This window comes from Paractinoplanes deccanensis (assembly GCF_016862115.1).
Taxonomy (GTDB): Bacteria; Actinomycetota; Actinomycetes; order Mycobacteriales; family Micromonosporaceae; genus Actinoplanes; species Actinoplanes deccanensis.
On the sequence record NZ_BOMI01000081.1, the window covers coordinates 1 to 17,114 of the forward strand.

The 17,114-nt window shown below is 71.1% G+C and carries 20 protein-coding genes; 8 read left to right on the forward strand and 12 right to left on the reverse strand.

Annotation, left to right across the window (positions count from 1 at the left end):
* Positions 1-539 precede the first annotated feature (539 nt).
* Positions 540-1,274, reverse strand: coding sequence for a thioesterase family protein (locus Ade02nite_RS20875; RefSeq protein ID WP_203766046.1), 735 nt, complete (start codon positions 1,272-1,274; stop codon positions 540-542).
* Between the two features lie 7 nt (positions 1,275-1,281).
* On the reverse strand, positions 1,282-2,067 hold the full coding sequence (locus tag Ade02nite_RS20880; RefSeq protein ID WP_203766048.1) for a DUF4097 family beta strand repeat-containing protein: 786 nt from the start codon (positions 2,065-2,067) through the stop codon (positions 1,282-1,284).
* Positions 2,068-2,166: 99 nt separating this feature from the next.
* On the opposite strand from Ade02nite_RS20880, the gene recO reads away from it, so the two are divergent.
* Both recO and Ade02nite_RS20890 read left to right on the forward strand, forming a co-directional pair.
* On the forward strand, positions 2,167-2,955 hold the full coding sequence (recO, locus tag Ade02nite_RS20885) for a DNA repair protein RecO (RefSeq protein WP_203766050.1): 789 nt from the start codon (positions 2,167-2,169) through the stop codon (positions 2,953-2,955).
* A complete protein-coding gene (locus tag Ade02nite_RS20890) occupies positions 2,952-3,734 on the forward strand; it encodes an isoprenyl transferase (RefSeq protein ID WP_203766052.1) in 783 nt (260 codons plus the stop codon). The genes recO and Ade02nite_RS20890 overlap by 4 nt, the downstream gene beginning before the upstream one ends.
* Here the strand turns inward: Ade02nite_RS20890 and Ade02nite_RS20895 are convergent.
* Both Ade02nite_RS20895 and Ade02nite_RS20900 read right to left on the reverse strand, forming a co-directional pair.
* Positions 3,721-4,398, reverse strand: a complete 678-nt coding sequence (locus Ade02nite_RS20895; RefSeq protein WP_239168924.1) for an HAD family hydrolase — start codon at positions 4,396-4,398, stop codon at positions 3,721-3,723. The genes Ade02nite_RS20890 and Ade02nite_RS20895 overlap by 14 nt on opposite strands.
* Entirely contained in the window at positions 4,395-4,688 is a 294-nt protein-coding gene (locus Ade02nite_RS20900) for an MTH1187 family thiamine-binding protein (RefSeq protein WP_203766054.1), read from the reverse strand. The genes Ade02nite_RS20895 and Ade02nite_RS20900 overlap by 4 nt, the downstream gene beginning before the upstream one ends.
* A 195-nt stretch (positions 4,689-4,883) precedes the next feature.
* On the opposite strand from Ade02nite_RS20900, the gene Ade02nite_RS20905 reads away from it, so the two are divergent.
* Together Ade02nite_RS20905 and Ade02nite_RS20910 are read left to right on the forward strand one after the other, a co-directional pair.
* Positions 4,884-5,117 (forward strand): DUF2191 domain-containing protein, encoded by a 234-nt coding sequence (locus Ade02nite_RS20905; RefSeq protein ID WP_239168925.1) that lies wholly within the window; start codon positions 4,884-4,886, stop codon positions 5,115-5,117.
* Positions 5,114-5,539, forward strand: coding sequence for a PIN domain nuclease (locus Ade02nite_RS20910; protein ID WP_203766056.1), 426 nt, complete (start codon positions 5,114-5,116; stop codon positions 5,537-5,539). Before Ade02nite_RS20905 ends, Ade02nite_RS20910 begins: the two co-directional genes overlap by 4 nt.
* 36 nt (positions 5,540-5,575) lie before the next feature.
* On the opposite strand, the gene Ade02nite_RS20915 is transcribed toward Ade02nite_RS20910, so the two are convergent.
* Complete coding sequence (locus Ade02nite_RS20915) at positions 5,576-6,244, reverse strand: NADPH-dependent F420 reductase (protein WP_203766058.1); 669 nt, start codon at positions 6,242-6,244, stop codon at positions 5,576-5,578.
* A 124-nt stretch (positions 6,245-6,368) separates the two neighbouring features.
* Between Ade02nite_RS20915 and Ade02nite_RS20920 the strand changes: the two genes are divergently transcribed.
* On the forward strand, positions 6,369-7,244 hold the full coding sequence (locus tag Ade02nite_RS20920; RefSeq protein ID WP_239168926.1) for an aldo/keto reductase: 876 nt from the start codon (positions 6,369-6,371) through the stop codon (positions 7,242-7,244).
* 4 nt (positions 7,245-7,248) lie between these two features.
* On the opposite strand, the gene Ade02nite_RS20925 is transcribed toward Ade02nite_RS20920, so the two are convergent.
* From Ade02nite_RS20925 to Ade02nite_RS20935, 3 genes are read right to left on the reverse strand one after another with little or no spacing between them, the layout of a single operon-like run.
* Entirely contained in the window at positions 7,249-8,169 is a 921-nt protein-coding gene (locus Ade02nite_RS20925; protein ID WP_203766060.1) for a methylenetetrahydrofolate reductase, read from the reverse strand.
* 23 nt (positions 8,170-8,192) lie between these two features.
* The gene (locus tag Ade02nite_RS20930) at positions 8,193-8,693 is read right to left on the reverse strand and encodes a hypothetical protein (RefSeq protein WP_203766067.1); all 501 of its coding nucleotides are present in this window, start codon (positions 8,691-8,693) and stop codon (positions 8,193-8,195) included.
* Positions 8,690-10,438, reverse strand: coding sequence for a twin-arginine translocation signal domain-containing protein (locus Ade02nite_RS20935; RefSeq protein ID WP_239168927.1), 1,749 nt, complete (start codon positions 10,436-10,438; stop codon positions 8,690-8,692). Before Ade02nite_RS20935 ends, Ade02nite_RS20930 begins: the two co-directional genes overlap by 4 nt.
* Before the next feature lie 141 nt (positions 10,439-10,579).
* On the opposite strand from Ade02nite_RS20935, the gene Ade02nite_RS20940 reads away from it, so the two are divergent.
* Together Ade02nite_RS20940 and Ade02nite_RS20945 are read left to right on the forward strand one after the other, a co-directional pair.
* Entirely contained in the window at positions 10,580-11,284 is a 705-nt protein-coding gene (locus Ade02nite_RS20940; RefSeq protein ID WP_203766074.1) for an ABC transporter ATP-binding protein, read from the forward strand.
* Positions 11,281-11,988, forward strand: a complete 708-nt coding sequence (locus Ade02nite_RS20945) for an ABC transporter permease (RefSeq protein ID WP_203766076.1) — start codon at positions 11,281-11,283, stop codon at positions 11,986-11,988. Before Ade02nite_RS20940 ends, Ade02nite_RS20945 begins: the two co-directional genes overlap by 4 nt.
* On the opposite strand, the gene Ade02nite_RS20950 is transcribed toward Ade02nite_RS20945, so the two are convergent.
* From Ade02nite_RS20950 to Ade02nite_RS20965, 4 genes are all read right to left on the reverse strand, one after another.
* Positions 11,985-12,635: a response regulator gene (locus Ade02nite_RS20950; RefSeq protein ID WP_203766078.1), complete on the reverse strand. Its 651-nt coding sequence runs from the start codon at positions 12,633-12,635 to the stop codon at positions 11,985-11,987. The genes Ade02nite_RS20945 and Ade02nite_RS20950 overlap by 4 nt on opposite strands.
* Complete coding sequence (locus Ade02nite_RS20955) at positions 12,632-14,056, reverse strand: sensor histidine kinase (protein WP_203766080.1); 1,425 nt, start codon at positions 14,054-14,056, stop codon at positions 12,632-12,634. The genes Ade02nite_RS20950 and Ade02nite_RS20955 overlap by 4 nt, the downstream gene beginning before the upstream one ends.
* Before the next feature lie 194 nt (positions 14,057-14,250).
* On the reverse strand, positions 14,251-15,021 hold the full coding sequence (locus tag Ade02nite_RS20960; RefSeq protein WP_203766082.1) for an SDR family oxidoreductase: 771 nt from the start codon (positions 15,019-15,021) through the stop codon (positions 14,251-14,253).
* Positions 15,022-15,150: 129 nt separating this feature from the next.
* Entirely contained in the window at positions 15,151-16,374 is a 1,224-nt protein-coding gene (locus Ade02nite_RS20965) for a saccharopine dehydrogenase family protein (RefSeq protein ID WP_203766084.1), read from the reverse strand.
* An 83-nt stretch (positions 16,375-16,457) separates the two neighbouring features.
* Between Ade02nite_RS20965 and Ade02nite_RS20970 the strand changes: the two genes are divergently transcribed.
* Positions 16,458-17,021: a TetR/AcrR family transcriptional regulator gene (locus tag Ade02nite_RS20970; RefSeq protein WP_203766086.1), complete on the forward strand. Its 564-nt coding sequence runs from the start codon at positions 16,458-16,460 to the stop codon at positions 17,019-17,021.
* Positions 17,022-17,114 lie beyond the last annotated feature (93 nt).

Consider the following 17,114-nt stretch of genomic DNA (forward strand, 5'->3'; position numbering starts at 1 on the left):
TTGAGGGGCGTCGCTTCTCGTCGGGCGTCGCTTCTCTTCTGACGCCGCCTCTCTTCTGACGCTGCCTCTTGTCGGGCGGCTGCCGCCGCGGCCGGAGGTTATCCACATTCTTCGTCGTCCACAGGCTCTCTGCGCGGTCCGGCGAATTTCGCGAGAATGGCTCTCTCAGGTGGGGCCCCTTGGGAGACGTCCATGGCTTTGGGTGTCGAGCAGTGGGGGCGGGTTGGTGTGCCCAGGAGGTGGTTTCGTTGCAGGGGGGCTGTCGGGACGCAGCCGTGCAGGATGCCGACGAGGCGGTTGGCGTCCTGGCGTAAGGCGGTGTTGTGTTCGGCGCCGCGGGCGCGTTGTTTGTCGTAGGTGCGGGTCGCGTCTCTGTCGTAGGTGGGGGTCGGGTCTTAGGGGGGTCGCGTCGTAGGTGGGGTCGCATTTGTCGTAGGTCCTCGACGGTGAGGCTGTCGCCGGAGGAGGTCGTGGGTGTCTGGTGAGGCGGTCTGGGCGGACGAGGCTCGGGCCAGGTGAGGCGGCCTGCCGCACAGCGGTCAGCGTGCTCGTACGACCAAGGGCTGGGTGACCTGGCCCAGCGCGCCTCCCCGGTCGTAGAGCTCGCCCGTGCACAGGCCCAGGCCGTCGTCGCTGAGGGCCGTGCGGCAGGAGAGGTGGACCCACTCGTCCACCGGCTCGCGGAGCAGGGCCGTGCTCATGGTGGGCGGGATGGAGAGCCACTTGTCCAGCGGCAGGACCGCCGAGATGCCGTTGGCCGAGTCGGCGATGATCAGGGCGCGGTCGCGGCCGGTCAGCTGTTCGCCGTCGATCAGGTCGTGCTTCACCCGCGTCCAGATGCTCGTCTCGGCGGTGGCGCGCCACTCGATCGCCTGGCCGTAGCCCCAGTCGGGCATGTCCGGGAAGAGGTCGTCGGCCTCGCCCGGTAGCGCGTCGGCGTGTGCGGCGTCCGTGACCGCCGGTGGCTGCGGGCCGGGGGCGATGTGCCAGGCGCGGGCGATGACCGCGGTGCGGCCGTCGATGATCATGTGGGCCTCGTTGAGGCTGGTGAGCCGGCCGGGTTTGAGCGGGCTTGTCTCGACCTGGAAGTCGCGCCGGGGGATCGGGCCGAGGAAGTCCACCGAGATGCGCGCCAGCCGCTGCCCCTCGACGGCCAGCAGCTTGCCGAGCAGGGCGGCCGGCGGGCCGCCGTGCTGCATCTGGGTGTCCCAGGGGCTTTCGGTCGCCTTGGTGGGCCGGAACTCGCCGTCGCCGAGCGGCAGATAGAAGCTCATGCACCGATCATGGCGTCGCGGTCACCGTCGCGTCACCACTGCTCGTACGCAGATCGATCGTGTTCTTGGCCTTGGGGTCGTTGAGCAGGTCGTGCACGCCGGCGTCGCCGGAGCCGGTGTGGGTGACGATCTTGTAGCTGCCCTGGGGGACGCGGACGTTGACGTCGCCGCTGGTGGTCTGGGCCTTGACGTCGGCGACCTCGGTGAGCGCCGCGGTGATGTCGCCCGAGGTCACCTTGAGGTCGACCGGGCCGGCCACGTCGAGCACGTCGATCTCGCCGCTCGTGCTCTGCACGGTGACCTTGTCGGCCGCGTTGACCACACGGATGTCGCCGGACGTCGCGCGCAGCGCCACCGGGCCGGCCGCGTCGAGCACGTTGATGTCGCCCGAGGTGAGCTGGAGGTCGGTGGTGCCGGCGCCCTGCAGGTGCACGTCGCCGGACCGCAGATCGCCGCGGACCGCGACCCCGGCCGGCGCCTTCACCTCGTACGACACATTGCAGTCGGCGCCGCACGAAGTGTCGAGGTAGAGCGTCGAGCCGGCCACGCGGTACGACTCGCCGGGGTCGGAGCTGTTGCGGATCACCCGCTTGATCGTGGTGTCGGACACGTCGGCCGTCGCGATCGCCACGTCGCCGGCGCCACCGGTCAGCCGGATCTCGGTGATCTTCGTCTTTTCGACGTCGTTGTACGTCAGGGTGGCCCCGAGCACGCCGCCGCACGCGGTGAGGCTCGCGGTGGCAGCACCGATGAGGACGAGGATGCCGGTGCGCCGGGCCAGTGTCGTGGTCATGGTGTGAACCTATGGCCGGTCCGGTGGGGGGCACCATCGGAGCCCTCCCCGAGATGACCCTGAGATCCGGGTCAGGGTCTGTCGTACCCACCGGGCAGAATGGCTGTCGTGCCCGCCGGATACCGCCGCCATCTCTACCGCGACGACGCGGTGGTCCTGCGTGTGCAAAAGCTCGGCGAGAGCGACCGCATCATCACGCTGCTCACCCGCCGCCACGGCCGCCTGCGCGCCGTCGCCCGCGGTGTCCGGCGCACCACCTCGCGCTTCGGGGCCCGGCTCGAGCCGTTCGGTCACATCGACCTCCAGCTCGCCGGTTCGCCCGAGGGCGTGGGCAGCACGCTCCACTCGGTGAGCCAGGTCGAGGCGGTCGCCCTCTACGGCAAGCAGTTCCTCGGCGACTACCCGCGCTACACGGCCGCCAGCGCGATCGCCGAGACCGCCGAGCGGCTCACCCCGATCGAGCGCGAGCCCGCGCTGCGCCTGTTCCAGCTCACCCTCGGCGCCCTCAAGGCCCTGGCCGCCGGCGAGCACGCGGGCGGCCTCGTCCTCGACGCCTACCTGCTGCGCGGCATGGCCGTGGCCGGGTGGGCGCCGGCGATCGCCGAGTGCGCCGTCTGCGGCACCCCCGGGCAACACGCCGCCTTCTCCGTCCCCGCGGGCGGCGCCGTCTGCCCCGATTGCCGTCCTCCCGGCTCCGCCCACCCGAGTCCGGCCACTCTGGGGCTAATGTCCGCCCTGACGGCCGGCGACTGGACGGTCGCGGACGCCGCCGAGGCCGGCGTGCGCCGCGAGTGCAGCGGCCTGGTCGCCGCCCACCTGCAATGGCACATGGAGCGAGCGCTGCGCTCGCTGCCGCTCGTTGATCGACGGGAGAGTTCCACCTCATGACGCCGCGTCCACCCACTCCGCACATCTCCGGCGCGACGCCGCCCGACCTGCCCAGGGCCGCGCTGCCCAAGCACGTCGCGATCGTCATGGACGGCAACGGCCGGTGGGCCAAGGAGCGCGGCCTCTCCCGCACCAAGGGCCACGAGCAGGGCGAATACTCGCTGTTCGACACCATCGAGGGGGCCATCGAGATCGGCATCCCCTACCTGTCGGCCTACGCGTTCTCCACCGAGAACTGGAAGCGCTCGCCCGAGGAGGTGCGCTTCCTGATGGGCTTCAACCGCGACGTCATCCGCCGCCGCCGCGACCAGCTCGTCGACCTGGGCGTGCGGGTGGTCTGGTCGGGCCGCCGGGGCCGGCTGTGGAAGAGCGTCATCGCCGAGCTCGAGACCGCGCAGGAGATGTCGAAGAAGAACAAGACGCTCACCCTGCAGTTCTGCGTCAACTACGGCGGGCAGGCCGAGATCGCCGACGCGGCCGCCGCGATCGCCCGCGAGGTCGCCGCCGGCCGGCTCGACCCCGGCAAGGTCACCGAGAAGACGATCGCGAAGCACCTCTACCACCCCGAGGTGCCCGAGGTCGACCTGTTCCTGCGCCCCTCCGGCGAGCAGCGCACGTCCAACTTCCTGCTCTGGCAGTCGGCGTACGCCGAGATGGTCTATCTCGACACGCTCTGGCCCGACTTCGACCGCCGCCATTTGTGGTACGCGTGTGAGCTCTACGCCGGCCGCGACCGCCGCTTCGGCGGTGCCCTGCCCAACCCGGTCAGCCCGACGTAAGCAACTCCACGGTCCCGTCCACGTCGGACAGATCGGGGAGTACGGCGTGGGCGCCGGCCTCGGCGAGGTCGTCCGCCGCCGTGGCACCGGTCGCGACGGCCACGGCGAAGGCGCCGTTGGCCAGCGCCGCCGTCACGTCGTTGACGGTGTCGCCGATGACGACGGGCCGGAAGCGCTCGCCGTACTTCGCCTCGGCCCGCTCCAGGCTGCGCCGCACCAGCGTGGCCCGGACGCTGTCGTCGGTGCCGTAGCCGCCCACCTCGTCGTCGAAGGCCGCGCTCAGCTCGAACGCGGCCACCTTGGCCCGCGCCACCTCCGGCACGTTGCCGGTGACGAGCGTCTGCACCACATCGGGCTTCTCGCCCAGCCGGGCCAGCACCTCGCGTACGCCCGGCATCACGGCTCCCTGCACCGCGAACAGGTGCTGGGTGTCCCGCACGTTCTCGACGTAGCGCAGGAAGAACCGCTCCGGTGTGCAGTCGGTGATCCCGTGCGTGGCGAACACCTCGGCGCAGATGTCCATGTCGGTGCGCCCGCCGAAGATCGGCGTCTCCCGCCACGGCACGCCCGTGAGCTCGGTGAACGCCGCCTTCCACGCCGTCGAGGCGACCCCGCCGCCGCGCAGCAGCGTGTAGTCGATGTCCCACATGACCAGGCGCTTCACTCCTGCAACGCCCTCTCGATGTGGGCGACCTTGGCGGTGAGGCCGTCGGTGACCCCGGGCCGGATGTCGGCCTTGAGCGACAGGCTGACCCGGCCGCCCTTCGCGCCGACCGCCTCCACGGCCTGCTTCACCACGGCCATGCACTCGTCCCACTCACCCTCGATGGTGGTGAACATGGCATCGGTCCGATTCGGCAGGCCCGAGGCCCGCACCACCCGCACGGCCTCGGCGACAAGGTCACCCACGGACTCACCCACGCCGATCGGCGTCACAGAAAAGGCAACAAGCACACCCCCATCGTCCCAGCCCGGGGGTGGGGCCCGGCAAGCCTCCGTCGATCACAGGGCCCCGAACCCAGGACGGGTGTGCCCTCGCACGCTTGCTGAGGTTTTGATCCCGGCCGATATTGCCGCCGCCCGGTCGCGTGACTACCCTAGTCCCATGCCAGCTAGGCATGGAGTCGACGAGCGCTATATTGCGAGGAGGTGGGCGGCATCATGGGGGCGTTGATGAGCAAGCTGGAAATCGAGGTCGACGACGAGATCCTGGCGGAGGTCGCCAGTTTTCTGGGAACGTCGAGCCCGGAGGACACGGTCAAGGCGGCTCTGCTCGACGTTTACGAGGGCAAGCGCCGGCTCGAGGCATTCGGCCGGCTCACCGAGATGGCGGAAGCGGGCGACTTCGACCATCTGCGCGACAAGAAGAACTATCGGCCATGAAAGCGCCGAGCTTTCTTGTCGACACGAGTGCCTTCTATCGACTTCTCCGCAACCCGGAACTGCAGGCCGTGTGGCAGCGCCACATGCGGCATGGGCTCCTTGCCGTTTGTGAGATCACCGAGTTGGAGATCTTTCACGGCGCCCGTTCCAGGGCGCATCGGGACTCACTCGAGAAGACGCTCCAGGAGTCCTATCGCTGGATCGTCATGCCGGAGAGCGTTTGGCCGCGGGCAAAGCGGGTCCAGCAATTGCTCGTGGACGCCGGTAGCCATCGGTCGGCCGGCCCGGTCGACTTGTTGGCGGCGGCGGCCGCGGAGGAGCACGGCATGGTGCTCCTCCATTACGACGCCGACTTCCATCAGATCGCCGCGGTGACCGGCCAGGACGTGCACTGGGTGGCGGAGCGCGGTTCGATCAACTAGATCACGCCCGCGACGCATGCCGGCGGCCGGCCGCCGTCAGCGTTGGGCGGCGGCCAGGGCCTCGCGGATGGTTGCGGCGTTGGCGGGGGTGCCGACCGGGTTCTCGTAGGTGCCGTAGGGCGGGCCGTAGACGGGCTGGCCCGGCTCCTGGCGCCAGCTGTCGGCGAGAGGGCCGGCGTCCACGGTGTCGTAGCCGATGGCGTCCAGGAACTCCGTGGTGGTCTTCTTCGCGGCCTCGTCGTCGCCGGCGATGGGGAGGGCCGAGCGGTCGGGGGCGCCCGCGGGGCGGGGCAGGGAGGCCAGGTGCTGGAAGTTGATGTTGTTGAAGACCTTGACGAGGCGGGCGCCGGCGAGGTGTTGCTGCTCCAGCTCGGCGCTGGTGGTCTTCTTGGTGTCCAGCGCTTCGACGTGGCCGTCGCGCTGGGGGTAGTAGTTGTTCGTGTCGAGCACGACCTTGCCGGCCAGCTCGGCGACGGGCAGCTGGGCGTACGCCTTGAAGGGAACGCTCACCACGACGATGTCGCCCGCCGCGGCGGCCTCGGTGGCGGTGGCGGCGCGTGCCTTCGAGCCGAGCTCGTCCACCAGGCTCTTGAGGGTCTCGGGGCCGCGGGAGTTGCTCACCACGACGTCGTAGCCGGCCGCGACGGCCAGCCGCGCCACGGTGCCGCCGATGTAGCCGCTGCCGATGAATCCGATAGTCGTCATACCCGCGACAACCGGGGAGGGCCGCCGTGCATTCCGACCATCAGAAACTAGCACTGACCTGCGCAAAGGGGTATCGGGTGAGAAGGGGAGTGATCTCGGGCGCCCAGCGGCTAGCGTTTCGCCGGTGATTTCGGCTGATGCGGCGGGCACGTGGGTTCTCGGCGACACGACGGTCAATCGGATGGGGTTCGGGTCGATGCGGCTCACCCCGTGCCGGGACACGTCGATCGCGGTCAAGGTGGTGCGCAGGGCGGTCGAGCTGGGGGTGAACCACATCGACACGGCGGCGTTCTACTTCTCGCCGGGCGGCATCCTGGACGTGGGTGACGGGCCCGTGCGGTACGCCGCCGAGTTGATCCGGGCGGCGCTCACGCCGTACCCCCGCGGTCTTGTCCTGGCCACGAAGGTGGGGCCGGTCGCGCTGCCGTCGGGCGAGTGGACGGTGGCGGAGACGGCGGCCCAGCTGCGCGCCCAGGTCGAGGAGAACCTGCGGCGCCTCGGGGTCGACCGGCTCGACGTGGTCAACCTGCGACTGACCCGCCGCGGCGGGTCAGTCGCCGAGCGGTGGGCGGCGCTGGCCGAGATGCGGCAGGAGGGCCTGATCCGCCACCTCGGCCTGTCGAACGCCACCCTGGACCAGGTCGACGAGGCTTCCGCGATCGCGCCCGTGGTCGGCGTGCAGAACAGCTTCGCCCTCGACCTGCGCCGCGACCACGATCTTGTCCGGGAGTGCGCCGCCCGCGGCATCGCCTTCGTGCCGTTCTTCGCCATTGCCGGCCCGCGCCGCGAGGCGGGCGCGACCACCGACCATGACGAGGCGGTACGGAAGGTCGCGGCCGCGCACGGCGCCACCCCGCAGCAGGTGCGGCTGGCCTGGACCCTCCACCAGGGACCGAACGTCCTCGCCATCCCGGGCACGGGTAGCGAAGAGCACCTGATCGAGAATGTCGCGGCCGGCGGCCTGCGGCTGACCGCGGGCGACCTGGCCGCGTTGAGCTGAGCGGTCAGCCGCGCAGCAGGGCGGCCACCTCGGCGGCCAGGTCGGTGGCGGCCTCGATCTCGGCCCTGCGGATCGAGACGCTCTCGACGTGGAAGCCGAAGGGCATGCCCAGGCGGGTGCAGAAGCCGTGCAGATCGCGGGCGATGGACAGGGTCTCGCGGTACGAGTCGGCCAGCGGGTCGGGGGAGTGGCTCAGTGTGGTGGACAGCCAGCGGGGCACGTCGACGCCCAGCCACTTGAGGAACTCGAGAGTCTTCTCGGAGCCGCAGAGCGACAGGGTGAAGATGATCGGGCGGGGGTCGACGCCGCGGCCGCGGCACTCGTAGAAGTAGTCGGTGATCAGGTTCTTGGTCTCGTTGAGGTCGTAGATGACCTGGGAGACGAAGAACGTCACGCCGCGCTCCTGCTTGGCGAGCATGCGCAGGTGCTCGTCGCCGCTGCGGGCGTGGCGCTCGCCGATCACGACGGCGCCGAGGGGCAGCGACGGGCGTACGGAAGCGTGCAGTTCCTGGGCCTGGCGCAGGGAGGTGCGCACCTGCTTGTCGCCGGAGGAGGCGCCGACGAAGACGCTCAGCACCTTCGCCGGGTCGGCGGCGGACAGGAAGGACTCGAGCGCGGACGGGGTGTACTTGCCGACGCAGCGATAGATGACCGCCGGCTTGTCCCAGGCGCCCAGGTAGGAGCCGTAGAACTCGGCGGGGTCCATGGTCGGCAGGTACGGGAACGGGCGCTCCTCCGGGTTCCGGTCCGACTCGTCGTCGATGTCGTACAGGATGAGGCCGTCGAGGTCGAGCCCGGCCAGCCGCTTCACGGTGACCTCGGCGATCTCCTTGACCTTCTCCGGGGTGGCGCTGCGGCGGGGCGGGGTGACGCCGAAGAGCATCACCCCGCCCGTGGCCTGCGCGAGCTTGGACTGCAGAGACATCCGACCAGCGTAGGAAGCGCCGGTCAATGGTCGGCGCAGCAGGGGGTGGGATCCCGCGTTTCGAACGGGACGAGCACCCCGCCCGCGGCCGGCGTGGTGGTGAGCACCAGGTCACCGTTGCGGTACTGCGGGCGTACGAAATCGCGGGTGTCCAGAATGTCCGTGTCGGCGGCGGCGCCGGAGCCCAGGACCTCGACCTTGTCGATCGCGGTGCTCGCGACAACCTCCGCGACGGTCAGCTTGCCGGTCAAGCCCGCAGCGCCGGGAAAGATCACAGCTCGCCCGAACTTTCCGGACAAGGCCGATTCGGCCGCCGCCGCCAACTCAGGCGGGGTCTCTTCCGGAGATTCCCCCGTGAGGCTGATCGCCACGTGCGGATAGGGGTTCTGCACGAGGTGGGTGCAGGCATATTCCGGCCGCGGGTCGAGCGACAGGATCCAGTGGTCGGCTTCCGCCACCGTACGGTGGCCGAGGCTGACCCCGGCCACCGTGGGCTTGCGCGTCACCGAGCGGTACAACGTCACTTGCCGGAGGGCAGGACGAAGATCGGGTTCGTGTAGAACCACAGGTCGCCCCACGGGTCGGCGTCGCCGCTGACGTCGAGCTTCGGGCCGTACGGGTCCACCGACGCGCCCATCAGGCCGGGCTGCGTCCGGTTGCCGTCGGTGCCGCGGACGCGCACGTAGAACGGCTTGTCGAGGCGGCCCAGCGAGAACGTCAGCGAGGCCTTCTTGGCGCCCGCGTTGATCTCGAAGGACTTGACCACCTTGGTGTTCGGGGTCTGGAACGAGTCCTTGTCCTTGACCGGGCCGGTGATCGTGCCGACGATCACGTCGACCCGCTTGAGGACCGGCACGAACTGCGCCCAGTTCGGCACGTCCTGCAGGTCGATGTCGATGGTCAGCTCGGTGCTGGTGCCGCGCTTCACCTGGTGCACGCCGCCGAGCGGGGTGCCGGTGTACGAGCGGCGGTCGCCGGCCGTGCGCACCCGCGCGTCCAGGCCCTTGATCAGCCGGCCGTGGTCGACCCAGACGCGGCCGGCGCGCAGGCCGTCCATGACCGCCTTGTACGAGAACGACGACGCGCCGACGTTCGTGCGGCCGTAGAAGCCCGGCCAGAAGTCGCCGGCGGTGGTCAGCGTCTTGCCGGTGTAGACCGGGTCGTTGTACTTGCCGTTCGCCTCGAAGTTGCTGTTCGGGCCCCGGTCCGACTGGTCGAGGTAGTTGACGTGGGAGTCCGAGTTGACGGTGATCCACCACGCCTTGCCCTCGGCGAGCAGGCTGTCCCAGAGGCCGCCGACCGTGGCGGTCATCCAGTCGAAGCCGCCCCAGGTGCGGTAGCTCTCCAGCGGGTAGCCGGCGAACGACGCGGCCGACGGGTTGTTGTCGTAGTAGCCACGCGCGCCGCCGCGGCCGTACGGGGCCGGGATGCCGGCGGCCTGGTGGCCGGGGGCGCCCTCGAAGCCGACCGCCACCGACGGGTCGGCGTCGCGCCAGTTGCGGATCTCGTGCGGCGAGTCGATGCCGCGGCGGGCCGGGTGGTTCGCGAAGAAGAGCGCGCCCTCGATCTCGCGGGCGCGGACCTGCGAGCCGAGGAACTTGATGCCGGCGATCGCGGCTGCCTCGTTCTGCTCGGTCGTGTTGGTGGCCGGCAGCAGCGAGCCGTCGTAGTTGTTCTCGAACTGCTTGAGAACGTCGACCTCGTTCTTGCCGGGGATCACGAAGACCGTGGCGTGCTCGGCGGCCGGGATGTTCCACTCCAGACCCTGGAACGTGAGGAGGTCCTTCAGCTCCTCCCGGGTCGCGCGGATGTCCGGGTTGACCTTCTCCACACCGATCTTGGCGTGGGTGGCGCTGCCGTGGTCGGTGATGACCAGCCAGTCGAGGCCGAACGCGCGGCCGTGCTTGGCCTGGTCGATCACCCGGTACTGGGCGTCCGAGCTGTACTGGGTGTGAATGTGGTGGTCGCCGGCGAGCCACTTGAACCCGCCCTTGTCCGATCCGCCGCCGCTCGGGCCGTGGCTGTGCGGCAGGCCCGCGGCCTCGGCGGCGGAGGGGACGGCGAGAACGGACGCGGCGGCCCCGGCGCCGAGAAGGCCGGCACCGCGCAGGAAGCCGCGCCGGGAGACGTCGGACGGCGAGAGCTCGCTGTCCGGGATGCTCAGGTCGAGCGCGGGGGAGGCGTCGCTGCCCTCGTGCGCGTGGTCGTGATCGTGATCGTGGTCGTGGCCGTGACCCATGTCGAGGATCTCCCGCTGAGAAGAAGACACATGCACTTCGTGGCACACGTTTGCTTGATCAACCCAACGCCCGCTGTCGCTGTCGTGAAGTGCGGGGAAATTACTTTCGTAAGGTCGATCGCTGCCCTTCGTGTCGGGTGCCCGGACCACCTGCTCTCATAGCGTTCGGGCATGTCGATAACGCTGGAAAAGCTCACGAAAAGGTACGGCCCGACGCTCGCCGTCGACGGCCTCGACCTGGCGGTGCGCCCGGGCCGCGTCACCGGGTTCCTGGGGCCCAACGGCGCCGGCAAGTCCACCACGATGCGCATGGTTCTCGGGCTCGACCGGCCCACGTCGGGGCGGGCGCTGGTCGGCGGGCGCGCCTACGACTCGTACAAGTGGCCCCTGCGGGAGATGGGCGCGCTGCTCGAGGCCAAGGCCGTGCATCCGGGCCGTACGGGCCGCAACCACCTGCTCGCCATGGCGCGCAGCAACGCCGTCCCGGACCGCCGGGTCGACGAGGTGCTCGCCGTCGTGGGGCTCACCGACGTGGCGCGGCGCCGGTCGGGCACCCACTCGCTGGGCATGGGCCAGCGGCTCGGCATCGCGGGGGCGCTGCTCGCCGACCCGCCGGTGCTGATGCTCGACGAGCCGGTCAACGGGCTCGACCCGGACGGGGTGCGCTGGATCCGCGGCCTGCTGCGCGATCTGGCCGCCGAGGGCCGCACCGTCTTCGTCTCGAGCCACCTGCTCAGCGAGATGCAGATGACGGCCGACCACCTCGTGGTGATCGGCCACGGGAAGCTGCTGGCCGACGCGCCCATGACCGAGATCATGGGGGGCCACGCGACCCTGGAGGACGCCTACTACGAGCTGACGGGGAGCGCGGCATGAGGGCGGCGATCAGGTCCGAGTGGACCAAGCTGTGGACCACGCGGACGGTGTGGTGGGCGCTGCTCGGCGCGTTCGTGCTGATGGCGGCGGCGGCCGGGCAGAACGCCATCTACGTGGAGAACGGCGACGTGACGACGGCGTCCGTGGCGGTCATGTCCGTGACGATCGCGCAGCTGGCCTTCGTGGCGCTCGCCATGCTGGTGATGACCGGCGAATACTCGGCCGGCACGATCCGGGCCACGCTGAGCTGGATCCCGTCGCGCGGGCGCCTGCTGTCGGCGAAGATCGCGGTCGTCTCGGCGGTCACGCTGGTCACCGGGGTCGCCGTGGGGCTGCTCGGCGGGGTGATCGCGTCGGCGATCGTGGACGACTCCGGCAGCATCGCCGGCGACGCGTTCAAGATCGGCATCTATCTCGTGCTGCTCGGCGCGCTCGCCACCGGACTGGGCGCGGCGCTGCGCGGCCCGGTCGTCACGCTCGTGGTGCTGCTCATGACGATCGTGGTGATCCCGCCGCTGCTCCAGCTGCCGGACATCGCCGTGCTCAACGGCATCGCCGACGCGTTCCCCGGTGTCGCGGGCGGTCATTTCCTGTACGGGGACGCGGACCCGTACCCGCCGCTCGTGGGCCTGTTGATCCTCGCCGGGTGGGCGGCGCTCGCCGTGGCCGCGGGATGGCAGGTCCTCACCCGCCGCGACGCCTAGACCAGACCGGCCTCGTAGGCCAGGATCGCCGCCTGGACCCGGTTGCGGACGCCGAGACGGCTGAGCAGCGTGCTCACGTACGCCTTCACGGTGCCCTCGACCAGGAACAGGCGGCGAGCGATCTCCGCGTTCGACAGGCCCGCGCCGACCAGCGCCAGCACCTCACGCTCCCGGTCGGTCAGGCCCTCCACCCGTTCCCGGGCGGCGGCCCCCGCGTGCAGCCGCGGCCCGGCCAGGTCGGTGATCACCCGGTGCGCGACCTTCGGCGACAGGTATGCGGCGCCGGCGGCCACCGCCCGTACCCCCGCCGTGAGCTCGCGCGGGTCACCCGCCTTGAGCAGGAAACCGGCCGCGCCCGAGGCGACGGCCTTCACGATGTACTCGTCCTCGCCGAACGTGGTCAGCACGACCACCCCGGTCTCCGGAACGAGCCGGCGGATCTCCGCCGTCGCCGCGAGACCGTCGAGCCGCGGCATCCGGATGTCCATGAGCACCACGGCCGGCCGATGCCGCCGCGCCGCCTCGACCGCGTCGGCGCCGTCACCGGCCTCGGCGACCACCTCGATCTCGGGGTCGTTGGCCAGGATCGCCCGGATGCCGGCCCGGATCATCGCCTCGTCGTCGGCGATCAGCACGCTGATGCTCACCGCAGCCGCTCCTTGACCACGAGCCGTCCCCGCGAGAAGCAGAGCCGATAGGTGGCGTCCGCGAGCGGGAAGTTGCCGTCACTGTAGTACTCGCACGACGGCTCCCGGTCGCGCCGCCACACCTGCCGATCGGGCAGGTCGAGCGCGTCGCGCGGGGCGCCGATCGCCATCCGCTCGAACGCGTCCGCCTCGAGCACCGAGCCGTTGGCCGCGAACGGGTAGTAGGCGACCGCGGTGACCAGCGCCAGCGCGGCGGGTGTGAGCACCGCGGCGACCAGGCTGCGCCGCACCCGCCGGCGCGCGTGCAACATCTCGGTGGCGGCCTCGGCCCCGGCGGGCGCGGCCAGGTGCGGGATCACGGCCTCCAGCCGGAAACCCCCGTCACGGTCCGGCCCGGCGGTCAGGCTTCCGCCGCTCAGCCGTACGCGCTCCCGCAGCCCGACGATCCCGAGCCCGGTGGTCCCGCTGCGCTCAACCAGGGAGCCGGCCGGGTTGCTCACCGCGACGGTCGACCTGTCCCCGCCGTGCGTGATCTCCACGGTGACGGGCGCGCCGGGCGCGTGCCGGCTCGCGTTGGTGAGCGCCTCGCGAACCACCCGATAGGCGGTGCGCTCGACGGCGGCGGGTGCCTCCTCGCCGGTACGCGTCATCGTCACGCTCATCCCGGCCCGCCGCGATCTGTCCACAAGCGACTCGACCCGCTCGTCCACGGGCTCCAGGGGCGCCGCCTCGGTCTCGTCCCGGAGCACCCCGATGATCTCCCGGAGCTGATCGGTCGCGGTCGCCGCCGACTCCCGGATCCGGGTCGCCGCGGCCCGCTGCGCCTCGGGCACGGCCGGGCTGGTCTCCAGCGCGCCGGCCCCGAGCGCGATCAGGCTCAACTCGTGCCCCAGCGAGTCGTGCATCTCCTGGGCGATGCGGGAACGCTCCCGCAACACCACCATCCGCCGCTCCGACTCGAGCCGGGCGGCCCGCTCCCAGCCGGCGCTCACCAGCCGCCGGCGCTGCGCCTGATAGCGGCCGACCAGCCAGGGAAAGACCCCGAGCAGCAGCAACGCCATGACCAGCTGGAACCACTCGGACGGCCCGACATCAAGAACCTCGAGGTTGAACGCCGTGCCGGCGGCCCCGACGGCGAGGAAGGTCCCGGCGACCGGCCGGACCCGCTCGGTCCGCAACCCGACCAGATAGCTGTGCACCGGAATCCCGAACGAGAAATTGCCGTCCACAATGGTCGCCAGCACCACGGCGAGCCACCCGGCCAGCGGCCACCGCCGCCCGCACACGGCCGCGGCGACGCTGACCACGAGGCCACCCACACAACCGGCGACGTTGCCGCCCATGGCCTGGTTGGCCACCACGGGGGCGGCCAGCACCAAACCGAGCAGCCCGTCGGCCACCCACTCCCGGCGAGCGCGCATCGGATCAGGCTAACCAGCGCCCTCGAGCCCGCGACACTGCCGAAAGTAAGGGCTGTGGGGGAGAACGAACGTTCTTTCTACGCCGAGCGTGGCTTTCGCAAGACCGAACGTTCTTTCTCTGCGTGGGCGATGTCGCCTGGTCGCGTGCCCGGGAGGGACTTGCCCACCACGCCGTCCATATCCGATTTTTCGGTTTAGTGGGTCGAAGGTGCTGGCTCCGACCGCTGAGTTGCCAGCCACTGGTCGAAGGTGGTGGGCGCGATGCGCACGTTGCCGGGGTCGGGGAGCATCACCTTGCCGGCCATCTCGGTGCTGAACAGGCCGTCCCAGGTGGGGATCAACCTGACCGTGCGGCCCTGCGCCTGGTGGGTGCGGCGGGCCATGTCGACCAGGTCCTGCGTCTCGGGGCCGGCGAGGTCGGCGTAGCGGCCCCGGGGCTCGCCCACGGCGAGCTCGGCGAGGACCTCGGCCACGTCGCCCGGATCCACCGGCTGGAGCAGGAGCGGGGCGACGGTGGCGGCGCCGTCGTGTTCGGTCCAGCCGGCGACCATGGCGGCGAAGTCGTGGAACTGGGTGGCAGGCACGATCGTCCACGGGACGGGGCCGTGCGTGACCACCTCCTCCTGGGCGCGCTTCGCGGCGTAGTGGGCGTTGCCGCCCACGCGGTAGAGGCAGGCGATCGACAGCAGTACGTGGTGGCGGACGCCGGCGCGCTCCTCGGCGGCCAGCAGGTTGCGGGTGACAGTGGTGAACCAGGTGATGGCCTCCATCGGGTCGGTCGCCGGCCCGTTGGTGACGTCGATGACGGCGTCCACGCCGGACAGTGCCTCGTCGAGCCCGTCACCCTTGAGCAGGTCGATGCCGTGTGACCGGCTGATCCGCACCGCCTCGTGCCCGTCCCGTTCCAGGGTTGCGACGGTGCGCGCTCCGATGTTCCCGGTGGCCCCGGCGACCGCGATCCGCATGACGACCCCTCTCTCCTGTGGTCACGCTTCCCCGCGCGACCGTGCATCACTCGGCCCGCTTCTTCCTCGTGGTTCCGTGGCTTCCGCGCGGCCCCGGATCTTCGCGTGGCTGTGCCCTCTGGTGCGTGGTCAGGCTGACGGTAACCCGGTGGCGCTGTCGATGACGTATTCGCCGCCGCAAGATTCTGCCAAGGATGGGCCGAAGAGGGCCGCGGGGAAGTAGGCGCCGGGGCGGCCCGTGCCGGTCAGCAGGCGGTAGGCCACCTCGGCGGGGACGGCGCCGGTGAAGGACTGGGCCTCGCCCACGCGCAGCCAGCCCTCGCGGACGGTGCCGTCGGGCCAGCGGAGGACGGCGTGACCCCACGAGTGCTCGCGCGGCCGGGGGCGGGGCTTGGGCTCGACGGCGGCCAGGCGGCGGATCGCGTAACGGCGCAGCGGGGCGATCAGCAGCAGGGCCGTGGCGAGCGGCAGCACGGCGCGGGCGATCCGGGACGACGGTGCCTCGCTCGAAGCGGCGAGCACCGAAGGGGCGCCGCTCGCGCGCTGGGCCGCGACCAGTTCGCCGAGCGGCATGCCCGCGGTGGTCACCTGCGTGCCGTCGGGCAGGGTGAGGCGGGCCGTGTCGCCGGCGAGGCGCGCTCGGGCGAGGTGGCCGTCGCGGTAGCGGCGACCGGAGTATCGGCCGCCGCCCTCGACGCCGGGAAGCCCTTCGAGGATGGTCGCGGCCAGGGCCTCGCCTATCGGGCCGGGCTCGATCGCCAGGGACGGCACCATGTCGACGCGGACGTCCGACGGGGTGGGGTGACCCTCGCGGAGTTTCACCACGACGCTTTCGGTGGCGGTCACCCCGAAGCCGGCGCCGGTCACGAGGGAGCGGCCCGCCGCGACGGCCGCCTCGTGCAGGCCGAGGACGGCGGTGACCGCGGCGACGTCGTTCGCGAGGTCGACGTAATGGCTCGCGGGCAGGCAGGCCCGGATGATCGGCTCGGCCGTCGCGGTGAACGGGCCGATCGTGTTGACGACGACCGCGGGCCGCTGCCGCCGGATCTCGGCGGCCGTCTCCGCCACCGATCGCGCCACGACAATGCGAACGGCAGGCGCGTGGCCGTCGAACAGGGGACTGCCAGGCGCACGCGAGTCGAGCGCGCGGGAGTCAGGCGTGCGGGCCTTGACGACGCCGGCCTCGATGGTGCTGGCCTCGATGGCGTGGGCCTCGATGGTGTGGGCTGCCTCGGTCAGGCGGGCCGGGTCGCGGCCGACCAGCACGGGGGTGATGCCTCGGCGGATCAGTTCGGTGGCTGTCGCTCGGGCGCTGCGGCCCGTGCCGCCCAGGACCCAGACTTCGGCGGTCATGAGGGTGCTCCGATCGGTGATGACATCTCGTGTCATGACCATGGCCTGCGATGACACGAGATGTCATCACGTAGACTGGCGGTGTGAGCAGATGGCGGCCGGATGCGCGGGAGCGCCTGGAGCGGGCCGCGGTCGACCTTTTTCTGGAGCAGGGCTTCGCGGCGACGACGGTTCCGCAGATCACGGCGCGGGCCGGGCTCACCACCAGGACGTTCTTCCGGCACTTCGCGGACAAGCGCGAGGTGCTCTTCGGCGGGTCCGAGATCCCGGCGATGGTCAGCCGGATGTTCGAGGAGGCGCCACCGGACGCCGGCCCGATGGCCATCGTGGTGGAGGGGCTTCGCAGTGTGATCGCGGCGCGCTTCGAGGGGCGGCGCGAGGAGCTGCGGGTGCGCCGGGGGATCATTCGCTCGGACCCGGGGCTTCGCGAGCGTGAGCTGCACAAGAGGGACGCGCTGAGCGAGGCGATCCGCGACGGGTTCCGGGCGCGCGGCGTCGAGCCCACGCAGGCCGCGCTGCTGGCCGAGACGGCCGTGACCCTGCTCTTCGTGTCGGTCGAGCGGTGGCTCGACGACGACGGTGATCGTGGGCTCTTCACGATCGTCGAGGAGGCCCTCGCCTCGTTGCGGGAAGCGATCAGCGGATAACGGCTGCGGTTGGCGGATCACGTGGGTGCGATCAGCCGACAACGGCAGTGGTCGGCCGATAACGATGCGGTCGGCTGATAACGGCTGCGATCA